Source organism: Pseudomonas helmanticensis, assembly GCF_900182985.1.
Taxonomy (GTDB): Bacteria; Pseudomonadota; Gammaproteobacteria; order Pseudomonadales; family Pseudomonadaceae; genus Aquipseudomonas; species Aquipseudomonas helmanticensis.
This window is the reverse complement of the sequence record NZ_FXUY01000002.1, coordinates 1,116,040-1,139,359: the sequence shown is the minus strand read 5'-3', so window position 1 is coordinate 1,139,359 and position 23,320 is coordinate 1,116,040. Positions and strand designations below refer to the sequence as shown.

At 59.6% G+C, this 23,320-nt stretch carries 19 protein-coding genes; 10 read left to right on the top strand and 9 right to left on the bottom strand.

The genetic code is table 11. The features are described 5' to 3' along the window. Window positions 1-37: 37 nt before the first annotated feature. A complete protein-coding gene (gene metG, locus QOL84_RS27905; RefSeq protein ID WP_283439310.1) occupies window positions 38-2,089 on the bottom strand; it encodes a methionine--tRNA ligase in 2,052 nt (683 codons plus the stop codon). 322 nt (window positions 2,090-2,411) lie between these two features. Here metG and apbC point away from each other — a divergent pair, with 322 nt between their 5' ends. Continuing rightward, on the top strand, window positions 2,412-3,506 hold the full coding sequence (gene apbC / locus QOL84_RS27900; protein ID WP_283439309.1) for an iron-sulfur cluster carrier protein ApbC: 1,095 nt from the start codon (window positions 2,412-2,414) through the stop codon (window positions 3,504-3,506). A gap of 131 nt (window positions 3,507-3,637) precedes the next feature. Here the strand turns inward: apbC and QOL84_RS27895 are convergent, their stop codons facing one another. Continuing rightward, complete coding sequence (locus QOL84_RS27895; RefSeq protein ID WP_064391936.1) at window positions 3,638-4,396, bottom strand: SDR family oxidoreductase; 759 nt, start codon at window positions 4,394-4,396, stop codon at window positions 3,638-3,640. A 163-nt stretch (window positions 4,397-4,559) separates the two neighbouring features. Between QOL84_RS27895 and QOL84_RS27890 the strand changes: the two genes are divergently transcribed. From QOL84_RS27890 to groL, 4 genes are all read left to right on the top strand, one after another. After that, window positions 4,560-5,291, top strand: a complete 732-nt coding sequence (locus QOL84_RS27890) for a HugZ family pyridoxamine 5'-phosphate oxidase (RefSeq protein WP_283439308.1) — start codon at window positions 4,560-4,562, stop codon at window positions 5,289-5,291. Between the two features lie 65 nt (window positions 5,292-5,356). Next, entirely contained in the window at window positions 5,357-5,833 is a 477-nt protein-coding gene (locus QOL84_RS27885; protein WP_283439307.1) for an FxsA family protein, read from the top strand. 260 nt (window positions 5,834-6,093) lie between these two features. Beyond that, a complete protein-coding gene (locus tag QOL84_RS27880) occupies window positions 6,094-6,387 on the top strand; it encodes a co-chaperone GroES (protein ID WP_007916610.1) in 294 nt (97 codons plus the stop codon). A gap of 51 nt (window positions 6,388-6,438) precedes the next feature. Then, window positions 6,439-8,085, top strand: coding sequence for a chaperonin GroEL (gene groL / locus QOL84_RS27875; protein WP_053123383.1), 1,647 nt, complete (start codon window positions 6,439-6,441; stop codon window positions 8,083-8,085). Between the two features lie 190 nt (window positions 8,086-8,275). On the opposite strand, the gene QOL84_RS27870 is transcribed toward groL, so the two are convergent. Together QOL84_RS27870 and QOL84_RS27865 are read right to left on the bottom strand one after the other, a co-directional pair. Then, window positions 8,276-9,019 (bottom strand): phosphatase PAP2 family protein, encoded by a 744-nt coding sequence (locus tag QOL84_RS27870; protein ID WP_283439306.1) that lies wholly within the window; start codon window positions 9,017-9,019, stop codon window positions 8,276-8,278. A 54-nt stretch (window positions 9,020-9,073) separates the two neighbouring features. Next, window positions 9,074-11,023, bottom strand: coding sequence for an LTA synthase family protein (locus tag QOL84_RS27865; protein WP_283439305.1), 1,950 nt, complete (start codon window positions 11,021-11,023; stop codon window positions 9,074-9,076). A 202-nt stretch (window positions 11,024-11,225) separates the two neighbouring features. Here QOL84_RS27865 and colR point away from each other — a divergent pair, with 202 nt between their 5' ends. From colR to QOL84_RS27840, 5 genes are all read left to right on the top strand, one after another. After that, window positions 11,226-11,909 carry a two-component system response regulator ColR gene (gene colR / locus QOL84_RS27860; RefSeq protein ID WP_129395306.1) on the top strand — a complete coding sequence of 228 codons (684 nt, stop codon included), beginning with the start codon at window positions 11,226-11,228 and terminating at the stop codon, window positions 11,907-11,909. Beyond that, window positions 11,899-13,173 (top strand): sensor histidine kinase, encoded by a 1,275-nt coding sequence (locus QOL84_RS27855; protein ID WP_283439304.1) that lies wholly within the window; start codon window positions 11,899-11,901, stop codon window positions 13,171-13,173. Before colR ends, QOL84_RS27855 begins: the two co-directional genes overlap by 11 nt. 162 nt (window positions 13,174-13,335) lie before the next feature. After that, window positions 13,336-14,004, top strand: a complete 669-nt coding sequence (locus tag QOL84_RS27850; RefSeq protein WP_129395304.1) for a class I SAM-dependent methyltransferase — start codon at window positions 13,336-13,338, stop codon at window positions 14,002-14,004. A gap of 4 nt (window positions 14,005-14,008) precedes the next feature. Continuing rightward, window positions 14,009-14,722 carry a lipopolysaccharide kinase InaA family protein gene (locus QOL84_RS27845; protein WP_283439303.1) on the top strand — a complete coding sequence of 238 codons (714 nt, stop codon included), beginning with the start codon at window positions 14,009-14,011 and terminating at the stop codon, window positions 14,720-14,722. A gap of 2 nt (window positions 14,723-14,724) precedes the next feature. Then, window positions 14,725-14,952, top strand: coding sequence for a hypothetical protein (locus QOL84_RS27840; RefSeq protein ID WP_129395302.1), 228 nt, complete (start codon window positions 14,725-14,727; stop codon window positions 14,950-14,952). A 166-nt stretch (window positions 14,953-15,118) separates the two neighbouring features. Here the strand turns inward: QOL84_RS27840 and QOL84_RS27835 are convergent, their stop codons facing one another. The 5 genes from QOL84_RS27835 to QOL84_RS27815 all read right to left on the bottom strand — a co-directional run bounded on the left by QOL84_RS27835 (window position 15,119) and on the right by QOL84_RS27815 (window position 23,215). After that, window positions 15,119-18,154, bottom strand: coding sequence for a multidrug efflux RND transporter permease subunit (locus tag QOL84_RS27835; protein ID WP_283439302.1), 3,036 nt, complete (start codon window positions 18,152-18,154; stop codon window positions 15,119-15,121). Window positions 18,155-18,167: 13 nt separating this feature from the next. Beyond that, on the bottom strand, window positions 18,168-19,316 hold the full coding sequence (locus tag QOL84_RS27830) for an efflux RND transporter periplasmic adaptor subunit (protein ID WP_283439301.1): 1,149 nt from the start codon (window positions 19,314-19,316) through the stop codon (window positions 18,168-18,170). Between the two features lie 264 nt (window positions 19,317-19,580). Beyond that, the gene (locus tag QOL84_RS27825; protein WP_283439300.1) at window positions 19,581-20,681 is read right to left on the bottom strand and encodes a DUF1513 domain-containing protein; all 1,101 of its coding nucleotides are present in this window, start codon (window positions 20,679-20,681) and stop codon (window positions 19,581-19,583) included. Between the two features lie 14 nt (window positions 20,682-20,695). Continuing rightward, the gene (locus tag QOL84_RS27820; protein ID WP_283439299.1) at window positions 20,696-21,760 is read right to left on the bottom strand and encodes an imelysin family protein; all 1,065 of its coding nucleotides are present in this window, start codon (window positions 21,758-21,760) and stop codon (window positions 20,696-20,698) included. 27 nt (window positions 21,761-21,787) lie between these two features. Continuing rightward, window positions 21,788-23,215, bottom strand: coding sequence for a di-heme oxidoreductase family protein (locus QOL84_RS27815; RefSeq protein ID WP_283439298.1), 1,428 nt, complete (start codon window positions 23,213-23,215; stop codon window positions 21,788-21,790). Window positions 23,216-23,320: the final 105 nt, after the last annotated feature.

The following is a 23,320-nucleotide window of genomic DNA, read 5'->3' as shown; positions in this document are numbered from 1 at the left end:
GCCGGGCACGCCTGTGGGATCGATTCACCGCCGAGTGTTACTTGATGCGTTGACCCGGCTTGGCGCCGCTGTCCGGGCTCAGCAGGTAAATCTCTTCACCGCCAGGGCCGGCCGCCATCACCATGCCTTCGGAGATACCGAACTTCATTTTCCGTGGCTTGAGGTTGGCAATCATCATGGTCAGGCGACCGTCGAGTTTGGACGGATCCGGATACGCGCTCTTGATCCCGGAGAACACGTTGCGTTGCTCGTCACCGATGTCCAGCGTCAGGCGCAGCAGCTTGTCGGCACCTTCCACATGTTCGGCTTTGACAATCAGCGCGACGCGCAGGTCGATGGCCGCGAAGGCGTCGAAGTCGATTTCCGGCGACAGCGGATCCTTGGCCAGTTCGCCATTACCGGCCGGGGCGGCTGCACCGGTGTCGGTCTGGCTGGCGGTGAGGTCTTCTTTCGAGGCGTCGCTCATGGCTTGCACTTTTACCGGGTCGATGCGGGTCATCAACGGCTTGAATTCGTTCAACTGGTGGTTGGCCAGCAGCGTGGTGTGGTCGTTCCAGGTCAGCGGGGCGACGTTGAGGAACGCCTCGGCATCGGCGGCCAGCAACGGCAGGACCGGCTTGAGGAAGATCACCAATTGGCGGAACAGGTTGATGGCCGTGGCGCAGATCGCCTGGACTTCATCCTGTTTGCCTTCCTGCTTGTTCAACGACCACGGCGCCTTGTCGGCGATCCAGGCGTTGGCGCGGTCGGCCAGGGCCATGGTTTCACGCATGGCACGGGCAAAGTCGCGGGCTTCATAGGCATCGGCAATGCTTGGCGCGGCAGCGAGGAAAGCCTCGGTCAGCTCCGGCGCAGCATTGGTGTCGACCAGCAGGCCGGCGTTACCTTTCTGGATGAAACCGGCACAACGGCTGGCGATGTTGACCACTTTGCCGACCAGGTCGGAGTTGACCTTCTGCACGAAATCTTCGAGGTTCAGGTCGAGGTCATCGACGCCACGGCCCAGTTTGGCCGCGTAGTAGTAGCGCAGGTATTCCGGCGACAGGTGATCCAGATACGTACGCGCCTTGATGAAGGTGCCGCGCGATTTCGACATCTTCTGGCCGTTGACGGTCAGGTAGCCGTGCACGTTGATGCCGGTCGGCTTGCGGTAGCCAGCGCCTTCGAGCATCGCTGGCCAGAACAGCGCGTGGAAGTTGACGATGTCCTTGCCGATGAAGTGGTAGAGCTCGGCGGTGGAGTCCTTGGCCCAGAACGCATCGAAGTCCAGCTCCGGCGTGCGGTCGCAGAGGTTCTTGAAGCTGGCCATGTAGCCGATCGGTGCGTCCAGCCACACGTAGAAATACTTGCCCGGCTCGTCCGGGATCTCGAAACCGAAGTACGGCGCATCGCGGGAGATGTCCCACTGTTGCAAGCCGGCATCCAGCCATTCGGCGATCTTGTTGGCGACGGCGTCTTGCAGGGTGCCGCTGCGGGTCCAGGTCTGCAGCATTTGCTGGAAGTCTGGCAGCTTGAAGAAGAAGTGCTGGGAATCCTTGAGCACCGGGGTGGCGCCAGAGATTGCCGACTTCGGATCCTTCAAATCGGTTGGCGCGTAGGTGGCACCGCACTTTTCGCAGTTGTCGCCGTACTGGTCTTCGGTGCCGCATTTCGGGCAAGTGCCCTTGATGAAGCGGTCGGCCAGGAACATTTTCTTTTCTGGGTCGAAATACTGGGTGATCGAGCGTTGGGCGATGTGCCCGGCGTCACGCAGCTTCAAGTAGATCTGGCTCGACAGCTCACGGTTTTCTTCAGCGTGAGTGGAGTGGAAGTTGTCGAAATCAACCAGGAACTCGGCAAAGTCGGCGCTGTGTTCAGCCTGCACGTTGGCGATCAGCTGTTCCGGGGTGATGCCTTCCTTTTCCGCGCGCAGCATGATCGCCGAACCGTGGGCGTCGTCGGCGCAGACGTAGATGCATTGATTGCCGCGATGCTTCTGGAAGCGCACCCACATATCGGTCTGGATATATTCCAGCATATGGCCAAGGTGAATCGAACCGTTGGCGTAGGGCAGGGCGCTGGTGACGAGGATCTTGCGTGGTTCGGACATGTGGGGCTTCGCTACTTGATGAAACGGAGGTCGGCCACTATAAAGCGCTGGCGCATATTTTTCACCCCTGCGCCGCTGGGTACTTTGAGTGCATTTGTGGCGAGGGGATTTATCCCCGTCCGGCTGCGCAGCAGTCGTAAAACCAGAGAGCTCGGTCAACCTGATACACCGAGCTTTGCGGTTTTGGGGCGGCTTCGCCACCCAGCGGGGATAAATCCCCTCGCCACAATGGTTTTCCAGCTCAAGTAATCTGTTCGCCTCAAATCGGTGTCCAGCGTACGATACCCGCCATCTTTTCCCAGTCTTGTTATCGGAGTTGCCCATGAGCGCCGTCACTCGCGCAGCGGTGGAAGCCGTCCTCAGCCAATACACCGACCCTTACCTGAATCAGGACCCGGTCAGCGCCGGATGCGTGAAAAACATCGAGATTGTCGGTGACCGCGTCAATGTGCAGCTGGAAATCGGTTACGCCGCCGGCCTGTTCAAAAGCGGCTGGGCGCAACTCCTGCAACTGGCCATCGAAAACCTCGACGGTGTGGTTATCGCCAAGGTTGAAGTGAACAGTGTCATCGCCGCGCACAAGGCTCAGGCGCAGATTCCGGGGCTGGCCAACGTCAAGAACGTAGTCGCCGTGGCGTCCGGCAAGGGCGGCGTGGGCAAGTCGACCACTGCGGCCAACCTTGCCCTGGCCCTGGCCCGTGAAGGCGCCAAGGTCGGCATTCTCGACGCCGATATCTACGGCCCGAGCCAAGGCATCATGTTCGGCATCCCCGAGCGCACCCGCCCGGAGGTCAAGGATCAGAAGTGGTTCGTACCGCTCAAGGCCCACGGTGTCGAAGTCATGTCGATGGCGTTCCTGACCGACGACAACACGCCGATGGTCTGGCGCGGGCCGATGGTTTCCGGCGCGCTGCTGCAACTGGTCACGCAAACCGCGTGGGGCGATCTCGATTATCTGGTCATCGACATGCCGCCAGGCACCGGCGATATCCAGCTGACCCTGGCGCAGAAAGTCCCGGTGGCCGGTGCGGTGATCGTCACTACGCCGCAGGATCTGGCCCTGCTCGACGCACGCAAAGGCGTGGAAATGTTCCGCAAGGTCAACATTCCGGTGCTGGGCGTGGTGGAAAACATGGCGGTGCACATCTGCTCGAACTGCGGGCATGCCGAGCATCTGTTCGGTGAAGGCGGGGGCGAGAAGCTGGCGACCCAATATGGCGTCGAGCTGCTGGCTTCGCTGCCATTGTCGATGCTGATTCGCGAGCAAGCCGATCGTGGCAAACCAACGGTGATCGCCGAGCCGGACAGCCAGATCGCCATGGTCTATCAGGAACTGGCCCGCCACGTCGGCGCACGGATCGTGTTGCAGGAAGCGGCAACGCCGGCGATGCCGAACATCACCATCAGCGACGATTGATGCATCCGCAACACCGATAACCCTGTAGGAGTGAGCCTGCTCGCGATAGCGGAATAACATTCAACAGATTTGTTGAATGAATGACCGCAATCGCGAGCAGGCTCACTCCTACATTTGTTTTGGGTTGGCAGTTAGATACGCAAACCGCCATCCATCTCCAGAATCCGTCCGGTGTAATAGTCGTTCTCGAAGATATACGCCGCCGAATGCGCAATCTCTTCCGGCTTGCCCATGCGCTTGAGCGGAATTCCCGAGGTCATTTTCTCCAGCGCTTCCGGCTTCATGCCCAGGGTCATCTCGGTCTCGATGAAGCCCGGCGCAATGCCCGCGACGCGAATGCCATAACGCGCTAGTTCTTTCGCCCAGGTCACCGTCGCTGCAGCAACACCGGCCTTGGCTGCGGAGTAGTTGGTCTGCCCGACGTTACCCGCCCGCGAGATCGACGAAATGTTGATGATCGCGCCGCTGGTCTTCAGCTCGACCATTTTCGCCGCCACCTCACGGGTGCAGAGGAATACGCCGGTCAGGTTGACGTCGATCACAGCCTGCCACTGTGCCAGGCTCATCTTGGTCATTTCGCCGTCCTTGACCTTCAACAGCAGGCCATCACGCAGAATCCCGGCGTTGTTGATCAGGCCGTGGATTGCACCGAAATCGGCAGCAACCTGAGCGACCATGTGCTCGACCTGTTCTTCATTGGCGACGTTGCACAGGTAGCTGCGCGCCTCGACGCCCTTGGCCTTGCAAGCCGCCACCGCGTCGTCGAGTTTTTCCTGATTGAGGTCGACCAGCGCGAGCTTCGCGCCTTTGCCGGCGAAATACTCGGCCATGGAGCGGCCCAAACCCTGGCAACCGCCCGTGATAATGATTACTTTGTCGTTGAGTTGCATTCGCATGCCCCGATAGCAGGTCTGAGTAGTTTTTGTTTTCAGCGACTCTCGATCTGCACCGGCCGTGGCTGGGTTGCACATCAGAATTGCCCGCTGGCGTGACGGGACTTGATCCCGGGCGCCCGTCCGTTTTTTCGACGGATTCTATTTAAGGAGTCATAAATTGAGCGTTGAAGTGGCGAAGAATGCCCGAGAATTGCTTCTCAAGGAATACCGCGGAGTGTTGTCGACCCACTCCAAATCGATGCCCGGTTTTCCCTTTGGCTCCGTCGTGCCGTACTGCCTCGACGAGCAGGGCCGCCCGCTGATCCTGATCAGCCGAATTGCCCAGCACACCCACAACCTGCAGAAAGATCCGAAGTGCTCGCTGCTGGTGGGGGAACGTGAAGCCGACGACGTGCAAGCCGTTGGTCGCCTGACTTATCTGGCTGAAGCGCAAAAGCTCGAAGACGCCACTGCTATCGAAGCTGCCGCCGAGCGTTATTACCGTTATTTCCCGGATTCGCAGAACTACCACAAGGCCCACGATTTCGATTTCTGGGTGCTGACGCCGGTGCGTCACCGCTACATCGGCGGTTTCGGCGCGATCCACTGGGTGGATCAAGTGACCCTGGCCAATCCGTTCGCCGGCAAGGCCGAGATCAGCATGGTCGAGCACATGAACAGCGATCACACCAAAGCCATCGCGCACTACGTCGACCTTGCCGATCTGCCGAACAGCGTGCCGGCGCAACTGGCCGGCATCGACACCGAAGGCATGCACCTGCGCATCGGTCAGGCGCTGTACTGGCTGGCGTTTCCAGCGCCTTGTAATACGCCGACACAAGTGCGCGAAGCCTTGGTTTCTCTGGCTCACGCCGAGGTCTGGCCAAAAAATGCGCTGGCTGACGCTTGAATTCACGAAAGGGCGACGTCATCTAAGGCTTACTGCAAGGCATTTCTTGCGTTGAGGAAACTTTGATGCGCCCTTTTCTGTTGCTCTTTCTGCTGTTTCCGGTGCTGGAGCTGTTCGTATTCGTCAAAGTGGCAGGGGCTATCGGGTTTTTCCCGGCCCTGCTGCTGATCATTCTCGGCTCGATGTTCGGTGTGTTCGTGCTGCGCGTCGCCGGACTGGCCACGGCATTGCGTGCCCGTGAAAGCCTGAACCGCGGCGAACTGCCCGCGCAAACCATGCTTGAAGGCCTGATGCTGGCGCTGGCCGGTGGCCTGTTGATCCTGCCGGGTTTCATCAGCGACGTGGTCGGCCTGGTCATGCTGCTGCCGTTCAGCCGTCGCCTGCTGGCAAACAAAATGCGCCAGCGCGCCGAAGAGCAGGCCATGCGCCAGCGTGCGTTCGCCGACGACCTGCAACCCCGTGGCGGTCCTGCACCGCGTCAGCCTCTGGGCCGCGAGGGTGATGTGATCGAAGGCGAGTTCGAACACCGCGACACCAAGTAACTGCGTTATCGACACGGCACCTGCGGGTGCCGTGTTCATTTGTGGGCTGCTTTTGTGCAGAGCCTCGGTGAAAAATTTTTCGCCTCGCCCTTGTAATAAGCTTATGCGCCCTTATGTATCGGTCACCGAAAGGTTTCTGGCATTTGCGCCAGTCAGTCTTCCGCGTCTCGCTCGACGAGGCGCAACCGGCGAAGGCCGGATTTGTTAAACCCGCCGGGAATACACCGGCCGATGAAAACCACAATTAGGAGAGATCGACAATGAAGCTTCGTCCTCTGCATGACCGCGTCGTAATCCGTCGCAGCGAAGAAGAAAAGAAAACCGCTGGCGGTATCGTCCTGCCAGGTTCGGCTGCTGAAAAAGCCAACCACGGTGTGATTCTCGCTGTAGGCCCGGGCAAAGCTCTGGAAAACGGCGAAGTGCGCGCACTGTCCGTGAAGGAAGGCGACAAGGTTGTGTTCGGTCCTTACTCCGGCAGCAACACTGTGAAAGTCGACGGCGAAGACCTGCTGGTAATGAGCGAGAACGAAATCCTCGCTGTTATCGAAGGCTGATACCCCCCGTTCATTTTCCCGCTACTACAAAGTATTTAAGGAATATCGATCATGGCTGCTAAAGAAGTTCTGTTTGGCGATTCCGCCCGTAAAAAAATGCTCAAGGGCGTCAACGTCCTGGCTGACGCAGTAAAAGCGACCCTGGGCCCGAAAGGCCGTAACGTGATCATCGAGAAGAGCTTCGGCGCTCCGACCATCACCAAGGACGGCGTTTCCGTCGCCAAAGAAATCGAACTCGAAGACCGTTTCGAAAACATGGGCGCGCAGCTGGTCAAAGACGTTGCCTCCCGTGCCAACGATGACGCAGGTGACGGTACGACTACCGCTACCGTTCTGGCTCAGTCGATCGTCAACGAAGGCCTGAAAGCCGTCGCTGCCGGCATGAACCCGATGGACCTGAAGCGCGGTATCGACAAAGCGACCATCGCTATCGTCAAAGAGCTGAAGAACCTGTCCAAGCCTTGCGCTGACACCAAGGCAATCGCTCAGGTCGGTACCATCTCCGCCAACTCCGACAGCTCCATCGGCGACATCATTGCCGAAGCCATGGAAAAAGTCGGTAAAGAAGGCGTGATCACCGTTGAAGAAGGCACTGGCCTGGAAAACGAACTGTCGGTTGTTGAAGGCATGCAGTTCGACCGTGGCTACCTGTCCCCGTACTTCGTCAACAAGCCAGAGACCATGGTTGCCGAGCTGGACAGCCCGCTGATCCTGCTGGTCGACAAAAAGATCTCGAACATCCGCGAAATGCTGCCAGTGCTGGAAGCCGTTGCCAAAGCCGGCCGTCCACTGCTGATCGTTTCCGAAGACGTTGAAGGCGAAGCCCTGGCGACTCTGGTTGTGAACAACATGCGCGGCATCGTTAAAGTCGCAGCCGTCAAGGCGCCAGGCTTCGGCGACCGTCGCAAGGCCATGCTGCAGGACATCGCTGTTCTGACCGGCGGTACCGTTATCTCCGAAGAAATCGGCCTGAGCCTGGAAGCGGCCACCCTGGAAAACCTGGGTAGCGCTAAAAAGGTCAGCATCTCCAAGGAAAACACCATCATCGTTGACGGTGCTGGCGTTGAAGCAGACATCCAGGCGCGCATCACTCAGATCCGTGCCCAGGCTGCTGAAACTTCCTCGGACTACGACCGTGAAAAACTGCAAGAGCGTCTGGCCAAGCTGTCCGGCGGCGTTGCAGTGATCAAGGTTGGCGCTGGTTCCGAAGTAGAAATGAAAGAGAAGAAAGCCCGCGTTGAAGACGCCCTGCACGCAACTCGTGCAGCCGTTGAAGAAGGCGTGGTACCTGGCGGTGGCGTTGCGCTGATCCGTGCTCTGCAAACCCTGAACGACCTGAAAGGCGACAACGCTGATCAGGACGTCGGTATCGCTGTTCTGCGCCGTGCTGTTGAAGCGCCGCTGCGTCAGATCGCTGCCAACAGCGGCGACGAGCCAAGCGTTGTGGTCAACGAAGTCAAGAACGGCACCGGTAACTTCGGTTACAACGCCGCAACTGGCGAATACGGCGACATGATCGAAATGGGCATCCTGGACCCAACCAAGGTAACCCGTTCCGCTCTGCAAGCTGCATCGTCGATCGGCGGTCTGATCCTGACCACCGAAGCGGCAGTAGCTGACGCGCCGAAGAAAGACGGCGGCGCTGGCGGCGGCATGCCAGACATGGGTGGCATGGGTGGCATGGGCGGCATGATGTAAGCCAGCCTTACCCCGTAACGCAAAAACCCCGTTGACGCGAGTCAGCGGGGTTTTTTATTGCCCGGATTTCAGCTTCACACATAACCCATGTAGGAGTGAGCCTGCTCGCGATAGCGGTGTGTCATTCAACATGATTGCAACTGACACTCCGCTATCGCGAGCAGGCTCACTCCTACATTGGATTTGCGTTTCAGGCGCCGACTGGTTGCGCTCTGACGACCGTCTCGGCCCTCACCGTCGGACGATACAACACCCAGTAATACGACCCCAGACAGATCAGCCAGCAGAAAATCGCCGTCCACACGTTGTGCGAGAAAAAGTGCGCGCCCTGCATCATTCGGCTGATCGAGAACACCGAACCCAAGGCAAAGGCAAAGATAAACGCCTGTTTGGCCAGGCGCGGACGACGGTCACGCAATACAAAGAACAACGCAAACAAGGTGAACCCCGTAGCGGCATGACCACCCGGCCAGCAACGCCCCGGCTTGTTGGTCTGCGGACGATGTTCCATCAACTTGCTGTAAGTCTCATGGCCGCCAAACTGCTCCAGGCTCCAAGGGCACTGCACGGCAGTCACCGCTTTCATCGGCGTGACGAACGAAGTCGCCAACCCCAACGACAACACCAGACAGCCCAATTCCCGCTTGAACGGTTTCAGTCGTTCGATGAAAAACGAGGCAATAAAACCCAGTACCGCAAACACCGAAAAGCCGATCACCACTTCTTTGGCGCGATCGTGAAGGATATTTTCGAGGAAGTAACTGTGCCGCCCGATGAAATCGCCAGCCGCCGGGTCGTAAAACAGTCGGGCCAGATCCATGTCGAGATCGGTCAGTTCCAGCAGTACCAGAATGATCGCCGCGACAACGGGAATCCCCAGGCACAACCACCAATTAAGCGGGCGAGGGGTGGGACGTACAACGTTTGATGACATGTCGGATCCTGCACAAAAGAAAACGCCCCGGAACATCAGCCCGGGGCGGTTCGATTAACGTTCGCTGACTTGCGGGGCACCCTCCTTGGGTGCTTTCCAGCCAAGCAGCTGTTGCTTGAAGCCATAACTGGCAGATTGGTAATAGGTGATGGCGCGGCTGATCAGCGGATCAGCGCTGGTCGCCCGGGATTCACGGCTTTCGCTCAGCGCATCGTCATGGCGACGCAGGCCTTGGCGCGGGCTGAGAATCGCCAGATCCTTGCCGTTGAACAGGCCCAGATGCTGGTAGTTGCCGACCACCACGCGCGGTGGCAGCGGATTGTCCTGCAACAGGTTGCGGCCAAAGAACGTCGATTGGTAATCCAGGTTCAACAGGCCCAGCAGCGTCGGCGCAAGGTCGATCTGGCTGGCCAGTTGGCCGTTCTCGCGAGGCTCGATGAACTTCGGTGCATAGATGAACAGCGGGATCTGATAGTTGGCGATTGGCAAGTCTTCCTTGCCCGCACTCCCGGCAGTGTGGTCGGCGACGAAAATGAAAATCGTGTTGTCGAACCACGGTTTCTGCCGTGCCTGTTCAAGGAACTGGCCGATCGCATAGTCGGTGTACTTCACCGCACCATCACGACCGTTGCCGGATTTGATGTCGATGCGATTATCCGGGTAGGTATAGGGACGATGGTTGGATGTAGTCATCAGCTGCAACAAAAATGGCTGCTGTTTCGCATAGTCCGCATCGGCCAGCTTCAGCGTCTGTTTGTACAGATCCTCGTCGGCCATGCCCCAGGCATTCTTGAAGTGAATGTCGGCTTCATCGACGCTGCTCTGATCGACCACGCGGTAACCGTTGCCGCTGAAGAACGCGTTCATGTTGTCGAAGTAACCGCGTCCGCCGTAGACAAACACGCTGTCGTAACCCACCGCACTCAGTTGCTGGCCAAGGCTGGCAAAGCCGCTTTCACGACCGATGCGCTTGACGATCGAACGGCCCGGCGTCGGCGGAATCGCCAGGGTGATGGCTTCCAGACCGCGGTCGGTACGGGTGCCGGTGGCGTAGAAATTGTTGAAGTACAGGCTCTGCTTGCGCAGGGCATCGAGGTTCGGCGTCAGGTTGCGATCGTCACCATTGCTGCCCAGATACTTGGCGCTGAGGCTTTCGATGGTCACCAGGACGATGTTCGGTGTGCGCGCGGTGCCAGGGTTGTCGATCATCCGGCGGATGTCCTGCGGATCCTGGCCGATGAAGCGGGCGTTGGGTTCGTTCAGTTCGGCGCGAATCTGCCGGGCGACCACGTCAGGCGCGTGGCTGCTGTAGAACTGCGTGTAGTCGAGTTCGTTGTTACGGAAGGCGGCGAAGAACTGGTACGGGCCATTGCTCGCCAACTCATTCTGATAGGCATTGCCGCCTTGGGCGCGGGGAGCATCCTGGCTGAGCAGTTGCAGGCTCAACCCCGTTACCAGCAGCAATGCCAATGCATTGAGCAAACGTCGACGCAATGGCGGCAGCGGAGCGTCCAGTGCAGCATTGAACGGCTTGCGCAGGGCAAAACTGATGGCAACCGCCAGCAGCGCCAGAATGCTCAGCAGCGTAGCGATCGGATACGACTCCAGCACGTTGTTCAGCACTTCATCGGAATACACCAGGTAGTCGACGGCGATGAAGTTGAAGCGCACGCCGAACTCATCCCAGAACAACCACTCGGCCACCGAGACGAACAGCATGGCGAACAGGCTGACCGTGAACAGGCCTTGCAGAAACCAGCGATGGCCGCGACGCCGCCATAACGCCGGCGGGCACAGCAGCAAATACAGGCCCATCGGCAATGCTGCATAGGCAAGAAAGCCGAGGTCATACAGCAGGCCGATGCCGAACACGGAAAAGGCTCCGCCACCGGCCTCATCCAGATGCGTCAGCAGCAACACGGCGCGGGTTACGGAAAAGATCACCAGCCAGGCGCCGGTGATCAGCAGCAAAAGGCGCAGGGGCGCCGTCTTGAAAAAGTCCATTGTCTACATTCCCTATATCTAATGGCGCGAGAGTGTCGCGTGGGGACTGTAGTCAGGTTGTGAACCGATAGTGAAAAACTTGTTAAGACTTTAATTTGGTTGAGAGAGTTGATTTACGCGGCTTTCAGCCCTAGCTCTGAGCTGGCGATGGCCTTAAGCTGCGCGGGCCATGACGGCCGTTACTGTGTACGGAGGAGTGCCCATGCGAATTCTATTGGTCGAAGACAACCGCGATATCCTGGCCAATCTGGCCGATTATCTGGGGCTCAAAGGCTATACCGTCGATTGCGCCCAGGACGGTCTGTCGGGCCTGCATCTGGCCGCCACCGAGCATTACGACCTGATCGTGCTCGACATCATGTTGCCAGGAATCGACGGCTACACCCTGTGCAAACGCCTGCGCGAAGACGCCCGTCGCGATACACCGGTGATCATGCTCACCGCGCGTGATCAACTCGATGATCGCTTGCAGGGCTTCAAGTCCGGCGCCGACGACTATCTGGTCAAGCCGTTTGCCTTGTCCGAGCTGGCCGCGCGCGTGGAAGCGGTGATGCGCCGGGCGCAGGGCGGCGGACGCCGTGCCTTGCAGGTCGGTGACCTGAGCTACGACCTCGACACTCTCGAAGTGACCCGCGAAGGCAAGCTGCTCAAGCTCAACCCGGTCGGCCTCAAGTTGCTCGCGGTGTTGATGCAGAAGAGCCCGCATGTGTTGCGCCGGGAAATTCTCGAAGAGGCCCTGTGGGGCGATGATTGCCCGGACAGCGACAGCCTGCGCAGCCACGTTCACCAATTGCGCCAGGTGATCGACAAACCGTTCGCCAAGCCGCTGCTGCACACCGTGCACGGCGTCGGTTACCGCTTGGCCGAGGGGCGTGATGGAGTTTAAGCAAAGCCTTTCCCAGCGGATCATCATTGCCTTTGCGCTGATGAGCGCTCTGGTGGCCGGTGCCTTCGCCATGGGCATTGTCGCCACCGTGCACCTGGTGGAAGAAAAACTGATTTCAGCAGGCCTGGGCGGCGACTTGCAGCGCCTGCTCCTGATGGACAACGTTTCGGACTGGAGCCATCGGCCGGAGCCGGATCAGTTGTTCTATTTCAGCGGCGGCCCCGGTGATTTCGAGCTGCCGAAGGATTTGCGTCACCTCGATTCCGGTTTCCACGAAGTCTTCCGTGAGCAGCTGTCGTATCACGCGATGGTCGAAATCGTCGACGGTCGCCGTTATGTGCTGCTGCAGGATCAAAGCGATTTTGAAGAGCGCGAGCGCGTGCTGTTTGCCGTGGTGCTGGTGGGCTTCGTGCTCAGTCTGGCGCTGGCGGTATTCCTCGGCTGGGTGCTGGCGCGCAAAGTGATGGCGCCGGTGGTGCGCCTCGCACGGCAGGTGCGTCACCGAGACCAGTTGCTCGGATTGGCGCCGCCGCTGGCGCCGGATTACGCCGCTGATGAAGTCGGTGAACTGGCGGTGGCGTTCGACGCCACGCTGGGCAGGCTGCGGCAGGCACTGACCCGCGAGCGCTTGTTTACCAGTGACGTCAGCCACGAGTTGCGTACACCGCTGATGGTGCTGGCCAGTTCTTGTGAGTTGTTGATGGAAAACCCGGCGATCGATCAACGCGGCCGCTCGCAGGTCGAGCGCATTGCCCGGGCCAGCGAGGAAATGCGCGAGCTGGTGCAGACCTTCCTGATGCTTGCCCGTGCTCAGCGCGAAGATGCGGGCATGGCGCCGCAACACGATCTCGCGCATGTCGCCGACAATCTGTTGTGCGTATGGCGTGAGCCGATCGAAAGCAAAGGGCTGAAATTGCAGTTCGAACGCGGCAACCCGCCGGACACCAGTTTCAACGCCACGTTGCTGACCGCCGTGATGGGCAATCTGTTGCGCAATGCCTGTCACTACACCGAGCAGGGCTTCATTCGCCTGACGCTGAAAGCTAACGGGTTCGTCGTTGAGGATTCGGGTGTGGGTATTCCCGAGGAGAAACGCGAGGCGATGTTCCAGCCATTTGTCCGTGGCAGCGAAAATCGTGGTGAAGGTCTCGGGCTTGGCTTGTCGCTGGTGCAGCGCATCTGCGAGAACCAGGGCTGGACGGTGACTTTGAGCACCATGGAGCCCAATGGCTGCCGTTTCGAAGTGGATCTGGGCAAAGACTGACAGGCGGTGGTGGCACCCAGCCACTCCCGCCAACCTGTCTAAATCCTGTATAACCTTGAAATAGTTTGCGGGTTTACCGGACATTTTTTTCACAAATGGATGACCTGACGCTGACATGCCGCTCCCTAAGGTGGTGACATCAGCAATTCAGGAGTCCTGGTGATGGCCGGCCCGATCAAACTCGATTTTTCCGAAAAGTACGACGACAACCACGCGCAAAAATATTTGCGCAAGCATCAAGCCGATCTCGGTCGCCGGTTGTCACATTGGCGCGACGAACAGTTGGCCCGCAAGGCGCTGACGTTGGCCGGTGAACCGGGTCTGGTGCTGGATTTGCCGTGCGGTGCGGGGCGCTTCTGGCCCTTGCTGGCGGAAAAACCGAATCGGGTGATCATCGGTGCGGATAACTCCGAGTCGATGATCCGGACGGCGATGCAAGCGCAACCGGCGGATGTGGTGAAACGGGTACAACCCTTGCACACCTCTGCGTTCGACATTGCCTTGCCTGATAACGCCGTCGACAGCATTTTTTGCATGCGGTTGCTTCATCACATCGGTGAAGCCGAGCATCGACGGGCCATTCTGCGTGAATTCGAGCGCGTAACCCGCGACAGCGTGATCATTTCGCTGTGGGTGGATGGCAACTTCAAGGCCTGGAAACGCAAAAAGGCCGAGGCCAAGCGTGGGCAGGAAGGTTACCAGAACCGTTTTGTGTTACCGGCTGTTACGGTGGAAAAAGAATTCGAAGAGGCAGGGTTCCGCATACAGGAACAACTGGATTTCATCCCGCTCTATGCCATGTGGCGGGTTTACGTATTACGCAAGAGGTAGTGGGATGGCAGTGCAATTTGCAGCAGAAACGGACGTCGCTCCGCAGGATCGTTTTGACTATTACTGGAACCAGCGTGGTGAGTGGGTAGAAGAACCCAACGTGCGGCGTGGTGGCGAAAGTGGTGTGCAACGAGTCACCGGACGTGACGGTCAATTGCTGTATGCAAAACGCCAGACCGGACACATCTACCGCAGTTGGCTGCATCCGTTCGGCCGCCCGACGGTGTTGCGGGAGTTGGACGCCCTGACCGGCGTGAGCAAACTTGGCGTGCGCGTGCCGGAAATCGTCTTCTGCGGCGCGCAGCCTGATCCACAGTACAAGTGGCGTGCGCTACTGGTGACCAAGTCGCTGGACGGCTTTGACGAACTGGAAAAGTGGGAAGCGGCGGGTGGTCGCGCGCAATACGGCGAAGCCGTTTACGAACGCGTGCTCAAAGACCTCGCCGAGAACCTTGCGCGCATGCACAAGGGCCGTTGGCAGCACAGCTGCATCTATATCAAACACGTATTTGTACGGGTAACCGGCGAAGGCGATTCGGCCAAGGTCGAAGTAGCGTTGATCGACCTGGAGAAATGCCGCCAGCGTCTGACCGCTTATCGCGCCGCCTCCCATGACATGAAGCAATTGCGCCGCCATTCGTCGTTCAGCGATACGGACTGGAAAAAACTCGTCTATTTTTATGAGACGGCGTTTGGCAGCGCTATCAAAGGTTTATAGCGATGAAACTAGAAATTGCACGAGGTTTGTTTCTGGTTGGAGCCTTGGCAGTTGCATCATTGGCGGTGGCGGCTTGGGAGCAGCCCCGCATGCAGGTTGTTGGCGCGTCAGTAGACGACGCTCACTGCGCAATGCCACGGGTGGCGAAAGCCTCCGTGGCGACTAAACCCGACCATGATTTATTGTTGTTCATGTTCGGACTTTCCCAAGGGATGAGGCCGCAGAGTTGAACCGATTGAAGCCAAAATGAAAGGCCTCGCAGATGCGAGGCCTTTTTTTATGCCCGAGACGACACAGATCCCGTGTAGGAGTGAGCCTGCTCGCGATAGCGGCCTGTCAGTTAATAATGATTTGAATGGCACACCGCTATCGCGAGCAGGCTCACTCCTACAGGGGTTACGCGGTTGGTTTGGGATCGGGTTTTGCCAGCAGGGTGTAAACGCACGGCAGGACGAACAGCGTGAACAACGTGCCGATCGACATCCCCGTGGCAATCACCATGCCGATATCAAAGCGGCTGACCGCCCCCGCACCGGTGGCCAGAATCAACGGCACCATGCCGAACACCATCGCTGCCGTGGTCATCAGCACCGGACGTAGCCGAATCGCTGCCGCTTCTTCAACCGCCTCACGTGCCGTCAGGCCCTTGTCCTTGCGCAACTGGTTGGCGAACTCGACGATCAGGATCCCGTGCTTGCTGATCAGACCGATCAGCGTCACCAGCCCGACCTGGGTGTAGATGTTCATGCTCGACCAGCCGAGGAACAGCGGAATCAACGCGCCGCAGATCGACAACGGCACCGTCACCAGAATCACCAGCGGATCACGGAAGCTTTCGAACTGCGCCGCCAGCACCAGAAAAATGATCGCCAGCGCCAAGGCAAACGTCACCCACAAGGCGCTGCCTTCCTGGACGAATTGCCTTGATGCGCCGCCATAGTCGAAGGCGAAGCCGGCCGGCGCTTCTTCGCGGGCGATCTGCAGCACGGTGTCGATGGCTTCGCCCATGCTCACCAGCGGGAAACCGGAAATCTTCGCCGCGTTGAGTTGCTGGAACTGGTTGAGCTGACGCGGTCGGGCGCGGTCGCTGACCTTGATCAGCGTCGACAGCGGCAATAATTCGCCCTGAGTGTTTTTCACGTAGTAATTGTTCAGCCAGTCCGGGTTGTCGCGGTACGGCCGTTCGACCTGGGCGATGACCTTGTAGCTGCGCCCTTCAATGGTGAAGCGGTTGATTTCAGCTTCACCGAGCAATGTTGCCAGCGTGCCACCGAGGTCCTGCATCGACACGCCCATCTGCGCTGCCTTGGCGCGGTCGATGTCGACCACCACTTCCGGTTTGTCGAACGCCAGATCAAGGTCGACGAAGGCGAACTTGCCCGACTCCATCGCACGTTTCTTGATCCGGTCGGCCACTTGCAGCAGCAGTTCGTAATCGTTGGCCGTATTGATCACGAATTCGAACGGCAACCCTTCGCCGGTGCCGGGCAGGGAGGGCAGGTTGAAACCGAAAATCTGCAGGCCCGGGATGTTCCCCAGTTTGCCTTGCACCTCGGGAAGGATCTGCATCTGCGTGCGGCTGCGCTCGTTCCAGGGTTTCAGCAGGAAACCCCCGATGCCCGCCTGCACACCGTTGTAGCCGTTGATCTGGAACGAGGAGTAGTACTCCGGGAATTCCTTGAAGATCTTGATGAATTCGTCGGTGTAGGTGCTCAGGTAATCGAGGTTGGTCGGCTGCGGCGCGTTGGCCATCATGAAAATGATGCCTTGGTCTTCGTCCGGCGCCAGCTCCGATTTGGTGAATTTGAGGAACACCGGGATCAGGCACAACACGATCACCGCAAACACCAGCACCACCGGCCGCGTGTTCAGCGTGCCGTGAAGCATGCTCTGGTAGCGGCGCTTGAGGCTGTCGAAGATCCGGTCGAGACGATGCGCCAGGCCTGTGGGGTTTTGTTCGTGGCGCAGCAAGTAGGCGCACATCATCGGCGACAGGGTCAGGGCGACGATCCCGGAGATCACCACCGCACCGGCCAGGGTCAGCGCGAACTCCTTGAACAGCGCCCCGGTCAGCCCGGTGAGAAAGCCGATCGGCGCGTACACCGCCGCCAGCGTGATGGTCATCGACACCACCGGCATGGCGATTTCCCGCGCGCCCTCAAGCGCGGCCTCGAATGGCGTCTTGCCTTCCTCGATATGCCGATGGATGTTCTCCACCACGACAATCGCATCGTCCACCACCAGCCCGATGGCCAGCACCATCGCCAGCAACGTCAGCAGGTTGATCGAGTAACCCATCATCTGCATGAAGAACATCACGCCGATCATCGACAGCGGAATGGTCACCACCGGGATCACCACAGAACGCAGCGCACCGAGGAACAGGAACACCACGACGATGACGATCAGCACCGCTTCGAACAGGGTTTTCACCACTTCATCGATAGAGGCCTGAATGAACAGCGTGGCGTCGTAGGCAATCTCGCTTTTCAGATTCGGCGGCAGTTGCGCTTCCAGCTCCGGCATCAGCTTGCGCACTTCCTTGATCACGTCCAGCGGGTTGGCGCCCGGTGTCGCCTTGATGCCGATGTACACCGACGGCGTGCCGCCGAACGAGCTGATCGAATCGTAGTTTTCCGCACCCATTTCCACCCGCGCGACATCGCTGAGCAGCACGCGGCTGTCGCCACTGACCTTGAGCGGAATCGCCGCAAAGGCTTCGGCGGATTTCAATTCGGTGTTGGCGTTGATGCTGGTGACGACGTACTCGCCTTTCACTTCGCCAGCGGCGGAGAGGAAGTTGTACTGGCGCACGGCGTTGGTCACGTCGCTGGCGCTGAGGCCGAAACCGGCGAGTTTTATCGGGTCGAGCCACAGGCGCATGGCGAACACCTGATTGCCGAGAATCTCCGCTTCGGCCATACCCGGCAGGGTCGCCAGTTTTGGCTGGATCACCCGCGACAGGTAGTCGGTGATCTGCGGGTTGCTTAAATCCTTGCTGAAGAAACTGATGTACATCAGCGCCGAAGCGTCAGCGGATTCCTTGCTCAGCACCGGGTCTTCGGCGTCCTGCGGCAGCTTGTTTTTGACCTCGTTGGCCTTGGCCAGCAACTCGGTGAACAAGCGGTCGGTGTTGGAGCCGATGCGCGCGTAGATCGAAATCACCGAGAAGTTCTGCCGGCTGACCGAGGTCATGTAGTCGATGCCCTCGGCGCTGGCCAGACTCTGCTGCATCGGCTGGGTGATGTAGCCCTGAATGGTTTCGGCGTTGGCCCCGGGATAAGCGGTGGTCACCGTGATCAGGGCGTTTTCCATTTGCGGGTATTGGCGCAGCGGCAACTTGCTCCAGGCCTGAAAGCCGAGCAACACAATCAACAGGCTGACCACAGTGGCGAGCACCGGGCGGCGGATGAACGGATCAGTAAAAGCCATGGGGATTCCTTGATCAGTCGGCGCGAGGCGGACTGTTCTGCTCGCCGAGGGTCTTGTCGTCGCTGATGGCAATGTGTGCGCCGTTGTCCAGTTTGATCTGGCCGGCCGTCACCACTTGTTCGCCGCTCTGCACGCCCTTGTTGATCATCACCAGGCCATCGCGGCGTTCACCGGTTTCGATGAAGCGGCGTTCGGCGATCAGCACCGGTTGGCCCTTGTCGTCTTTTTCGACGCTGCCGTCCTCGGCTTTTTTCTGCCCGACCACGTAGATCGAGTTGCCGTAGAGGGTGTAGGTGATCGCGCTTTCCGGCACGACGATGTGTTTCTGCGGATCGGGCAGCAGCACTTCAAGGCTGGTGAACATGCCCGGCAGCAGTTTGCCGTCGGGGTTGCCCAGGGTGGCGCGGATCAGAATGTTGCGCGTGGTGCTTTCGACGATCGGGTTGATCGCGCTGATCTTGCCGGCGAAGTTTTGCCCGGGGTAAGCCGAAACCGAGATCTGTACGGGTTGGCCGATGGCCAGTTTCGGCACCGATTGTTCGGGCAGGTAGAAGTCGGCGTAGAGGCTGCTCAAATCCTGCAACGTAGCGATTTTGGTGCCGCTGGCGAGGTAGTCGCCGATGTCGACCTGACGGATGCCGATGGTGCCGCTGAACGGCGCGAGAATGCGTTTTTTTGCCAGCGAGGCGTTGAGTTGATTGACCGTAGCTTTGTTCTTTTGCAGCACGGCGGAGAGGCGGTCGAATTCGCCTTTGGAGATGGCGCGGCTGTCGACCAGTTGCGCACCACGGCCGAAATCCAGTTGCGCCAGACCGAGGTCGGCTTTTGCGGTTTCGAGCAGGGCGGTCTCGACGGCGCTGTCGAGTTGCAGCAGCGGCTGGCCGGCCTTGACCTTCTGTCCGGATTCGAACTTGAGTTCGGTGACAGTGCCGGCCACTTCCAGGCTCAGCTCGACGCCTTGCAGCGCCTTCAGTGTGCCGACGGTGGGCAAACGCATCTGCCACGGTTGCTCGGTGGCATGGGCCACGGCAACGCTGATCGGCGGTTTCGGCTTGGAAAAGCCCTGGATCATCGTGTAGATCGAAAAGGCTTTGTACCCGCCCAGCACGAGGACGATCAGCAAAACAACACCCAACATGATCAGCATGCGGCGACGCAGCATATTTCCAGTTCCTTGGATAAATCAGGTGAGACAGGCGCGAACATTACTCCGAGACAGGCAGGGAATCCAACTGCCACTTTTTACACTTCAGACGACATGACCCCTGTGGCGAGGGGATTTATCCCCGTTGGGTGGCGAAGCCGCCCCAAAACCTGCGAACGCGGTCTGTCTGTTAAACCGCGTCGGATGATTTTGCGACTGCTGCGCAGCCGAACGGGGATAAATCCCCTCGCCACGGGGACGGTGTTAACTTTGACTAGCGGTTCAGGCCATCAGGTGTAGATGGTTGTCCCAGAGCCCCGCCGGCAATTCCAGCGGCTTGGCCAGCAGCTCATCCTGACGGCAATCGTAGTAGCGGCAACGCCCTTGGCCGGACGTCACAACGAAACCGTCCTGCACCGCACCGACACCGGCGCAATCCGGCAACGGTGCATCAAGGCGCACTTCGCCGCTGTCCAGATCCCAGATAAAGAAGCGGTTGCCACGCGGCGCCGTCAGCGCGACCAGGCGCAAATCGCTGTGCACCGCCACACTGGCGGTGTAATGCCCCATTGACTGCAACTGCTGTTCCGGTACCGGGAACGCCACGAACGGTTGCCCCGGGCGCTTGATCGCCAGTAACTCCGAGCGCTCATGCGACGCGCCCATGAATTGCTGGCCGGCGACGATGGTGCCGTCGCTGGCGATACCCAGATGGCGCACGCTGTTCATCTGCTGGGCGAGGGTTTCCTTGCTTAGCAACGTACCGTCGCGCTGCATCAGCACCAGACTCGGCTCCATGGCACTGAGGTTCATCTCGACGCGGCTTTCCGCTTCGGTACGAATCCCGCCGTTGGCCACCACCAGCGTCTCGCCATCGGGCATCCACGACACCTGATGCGGGCCGAGGCCGTGGGTGGAAATCTCGCCCGTGTGCACCAGCCGCTCGCCTTCGAACTTGTACACGCCGAGCAATCCACGCCCAGGATCGGTGGTGTCGTTCTCGGTGGCGTACAGGTATTCGCCGTCCTTGTGCACCACGGCGTGCCCGTAGAAATGCCGGTTCGGCTGCGAGGTCAGCGTCTGCAGCAACGTGCCGTCGCGCAGGTCGATCAGGTAACTCTCGGTACCCGGACGACGCGCGACGAACAGTGCAATCGGCTGCGTCGGGTGGTTGATGATGTCGTGGCAACGCTGGCCGACTTCGGTGGCGAACACGCGCGTGCCGTCCAGCCGATAACCGACGGCGTAGTGCTTGCCGTCGGTGTCGTCGCGCGCCGACAGCAGCAGCGGGCTCTGATCCTTGCGTTTGAACAGCGTCCAGCCGCCCAGCGTCACTGCTCCCAGCAGCGCACTACCTAAAGCCAAAGCCTGGCGTCGCAGCATGGCACTTGCCCTCATCAGTCACCGTCGTTGGCGTTAAAGCCCAGTTGAATGCCCAGCGCCTTGGCCAGTTCGCCTTCGTGCAGGCGATGGACGACGTTGAGGCTGTCGTAGATGTCGTTGAGTTGTTGACGACCGGCGTCGTCTTCAAGCATTTCGCCGAGCGAACGCTGAGTGCTGCCGAACAGTTTCAGCGAAGCGGCATAAGCGGCATCGATCTTGTCGGCCAATGGCTTTTGCTCCGCTGGCAACAGACCGCGCAGGCCTTTGTTGTCGACGCCTTCCCACACGGTTTTGGCGGCGGCGAGACTGGCTTCCAGCGCGGTCAGGGACGACTGGCTGCGCCAGGCATCGGCCTGGAACGGCTGCGGCACGCCCTTGCTCTGGCGGCCCATTGGCGTGCCGAGTTTTTTCTTCAGGGTGTCCAGCGCGGTCACTTGCACACGCAGCAGATCGGCGATCGCTTCGTGGGAATCGGCGTAACGCTGGTTGGGGAACTTGGTCATCTGCGCAAGCATGCCGTCGCTGTTGTTCCAGCTCGCCAGAATCTCTTCGGCCAGTTGCTTCTGACGTTCGCCGATGGCGATCAGCAGAGGGCAGTACTTGGCTTTCTGCTCGGCGTTGGCGACGTCAGGCTTGGCGTCGAAGAGGATGTATTCGTAAGCCGACAGACCTTGCACGACGACGCTCGATTTGACCAGACCGGCGGCATCGATTTGCGGCTGCGCGACCACCAATTGCTCGACCTGACGGCCGACGAGGTTTTTCTTGTCCGGCCAGAACTGCACCTGCCACGAGCGGTTGCCTTCAGCGAGCGGTCCGATCAGCAACGGCTGCAGCTCGGCCCAGGCTTTCTGCGCGTGCAGGAAGTCGGCGCGGGCAGTCTCCAGGGTTTCTTTGCCCTGGCAGTAGGCGAGGGCGCTGACCGCCAGTTGCTTGTCGGCCTCGACCCAACGGGTGTAGGTCGGCAGGATCACCGATTTGGCGATGGCCGCCGAGGTGACCGCTTGCGGATCCTGCGGCGAGCAGGCGCCAAGGGCGAGCGCGGCAAGGCTGGTGAACAGTAGCTTGGGACGGAACATGTCGGGCTCCCGATTCTTTATCAGTGTTTAAAGTGAGTTCAAAAACGCCAGCAGCGCGGCACGCTGCTCGGCGTTGAAAGCTAAAACCTGCTGCTGCGCGGATTTTGCTTCGCCGCCGTGCCAGAGCACCGCTTCGAGCAGATTGCGCGCGCGACCGTCATGCAAAAACTGGGTGTGACCGCTGACCGCTTGTGTCAGGCCAATCCCCCACAACGGCGGCGTGCGCCAATCGCGGCCGGAGGCCTGGAATTCCGTGCGGTTGTCGGCCAGACCGTCGCCCATGTCATGCAGCAACAGATCGCTGTACGGGCGAATCACTTGATTGGCCAGTTCAAGTTCGGCCGCGTTGGCGGCGGTGGTGTATTTCGGTGTGTGACACGAATCGCAGCCGGCCTGGAAAAACAGGTTCTTGCCGGCCAGTACCTGTTCATCGTTGATGCCACGACGCGCAGGTACGGCGAGGTTACGGCTGTAGAACAGCACCAGACGCAAAATGTTGTCGCTGACTTCCGGTTCACCGTCCGGGCCATTGCCGTTTGGCGCCTGTTTGCAGGCGGTTTGCGCGTCGGTGCAGTCATCGAACGGTCTCAGGCTGGTCGTGAGGCCCATATCACCCGAAAACGCGTGAACATTCTGTTGATTGAGGTTCGGTTGCCCGGCCTTCCAGCCAAACCTGCCCATGACGGTTTTTTGCAATGCATCATCCCAGACCTGATTGGGGCGACCATTGATACCGTTTTTCGCTTTGGCCTGTGCGGCGGCGTTGGCGAGGATCGCTTCTTCGGGGATCGCTTCGAGCAGGCCGAGGCCAATCATCGGCGGCGCGACGCGTGCGGAAAAACGCGTGTCCGGGTGCATCGGGCCGTAGCCGAGCTGAGTGATCTGCAACACCGGTTTGCGCAGTTCGACTTCGCTGCCGTCCTTGAACCGTACCGGCACCGGCGTGTAGTCGACGCGCACTTTGCCTTCCGGCGCGACGCCGGGCACGGCCATGTCCTGGAACTGGCCGCCGTAGACTGGCTCTGGCACCACGCCGACTTGCTCGATGACTTTGGCAAATTCCGGCGCATCGGGAATCGACAACCGGACCAGCATCGACACCGCGTTGGCCGCATCCGGCGTTGGCGGATGACCGCGCCCGTCCTTGATGTGGCAGTTCTGGCAGGCGTTGGTGTTGAACAACGGGCCGAGGCCATCGCGCGCGGTGGTGGTCGACGGCGCGATCACCCACGGGCTGCGGAAGAAGCTGTTACCGACGCTGAAGTCCACCCGCCGCGACGGTGGCAGGTTCGCCGAGGGCAGCGAGAACGCATTCTGATCAGTCTTGCGCACGGTCGCCGCACCGCCGGAACGCGCTTCACCGGGCTCGGCCTTGGTGAAACGCGGGGCGTCATCGCAGGCACTCAGGCCCAGGGCCAGCAACAGTGCGGACAAGCGAAGAGGCAGCGAGGGCATCAGACATCCTGCGGACGGGCAAAAATAAAGGCGCAAAGTCTAACAGGGCGAGGGGGTTTGAATAAGAGGAATTATCGTTTGCTTGATTTGACGCAAGCCTTGAAC

What these genes read in the sequence shown, in the direction of transcription:
- colR (WP_129395306.1), top strand. Translation starts at nt 11,226, where the DNA reads ATGCGAATTCTATTGGTCGAAGACAACCGCGATATCCTGGCCAATCTG.
- QOL84_RS27880 (WP_007916610.1), top strand. Translation starts at nt 6,094, where the DNA reads ATGAAGCTTCGTCCTCTGCATGACCGCGTCGTAATCCGTCGCAGCGAA.
- QOL84_RS27870 (WP_283439306.1), bottom strand. Translation starts at nt 9,019, where the DNA reads ATGTCATCAAACGTTGTACGTCCCACCCCTCGCCCGCTTAATTGGTGG.
- QOL84_RS27855 (WP_283439304.1), top strand. Translation starts at nt 11,899, where the DNA reads ATGGAGTTTAAGCAAAGCCTTTCCCAGCGGATCATCATTGCCTTTGCG.
- groL (WP_053123383.1), top strand. Translation starts at nt 6,439, where the DNA reads ATGGCTGCTAAAGAAGTTCTGTTTGGCGATTCCGCCCGTAAAAAAATG.
- QOL84_RS27885 (WP_283439307.1), top strand. Translation starts at nt 5,357, where the DNA reads ATGCGCCCTTTTCTGTTGCTCTTTCTGCTGTTTCCGGTGCTGGAGCTG.
- QOL84_RS27865 (WP_283439305.1), bottom strand. Translation starts at nt 11,023, where the DNA reads ATGGACTTTTTCAAGACGGCGCCCCTGCGCCTTTTGCTGCTGATCACC.
- apbC (WP_283439309.1), top strand. Translation starts at nt 2,412, where the DNA reads ATGAGCGCCGTCACTCGCGCAGCGGTGGAAGCCGTCCTCAGCCAATAC.
- QOL84_RS27820 (WP_283439299.1), bottom strand. Translation starts at nt 21,760, where the DNA reads ATGTTCCGTCCCAAGCTACTGTTCACCAGCCTTGCCGCGCTCGCCCTT.
- QOL84_RS27825 (WP_283439300.1), bottom strand. Translation starts at nt 20,681, where the DNA reads ATGCTGCGACGCCAGGCTTTGGCTTTAGGTAGTGCGCTGCTGGGAGCA.
- QOL84_RS27845 (WP_283439303.1), top strand. Translation starts at nt 14,009, where the DNA reads ATGGCAGTGCAATTTGCAGCAGAAACGGACGTCGCTCCGCAGGATCGT.
- QOL84_RS27830 (WP_283439301.1), bottom strand. Translation starts at nt 19,316, where the DNA reads ATGCTGCGTCGCCGCATGCTGATCATGTTGGGTGTTGTTTTGCTGATC.
- QOL84_RS27835 (WP_283439302.1), bottom strand. Translation starts at nt 18,154, where the DNA reads ATGGCTTTTACTGATCCGTTCATCCGCCGCCCGGTGCTCGCCACTGTG.
- QOL84_RS27815 (WP_283439298.1), bottom strand. Translation starts at nt 23,215, where the DNA reads ATGCCCTCGCTGCCTCTTCGCTTGTCCGCACTGTTGCTGGCCCTGGGC.
- metG (WP_283439310.1), bottom strand. Translation starts at nt 2,089, where the DNA reads ATGTCCGAACCACGCAAGATCCTCGTCACCAGCGCCCTGCCCTACGCC.
- QOL84_RS27895 (WP_064391936.1), bottom strand. Translation starts at nt 4,396, where the DNA reads ATGCAACTCAACGACAAAGTAATCATTATCACGGGCGGTTGCCAGGGT.
- QOL84_RS27850 (WP_129395304.1), top strand. Translation starts at nt 13,336, where the DNA reads ATGGCCGGCCCGATCAAACTCGATTTTTCCGAAAAGTACGACGACAAC.
- QOL84_RS27840 (WP_129395302.1), top strand. Translation starts at nt 14,725, where the DNA reads ATGAAACTAGAAATTGCACGAGGTTTGTTTCTGGTTGGAGCCTTGGCA.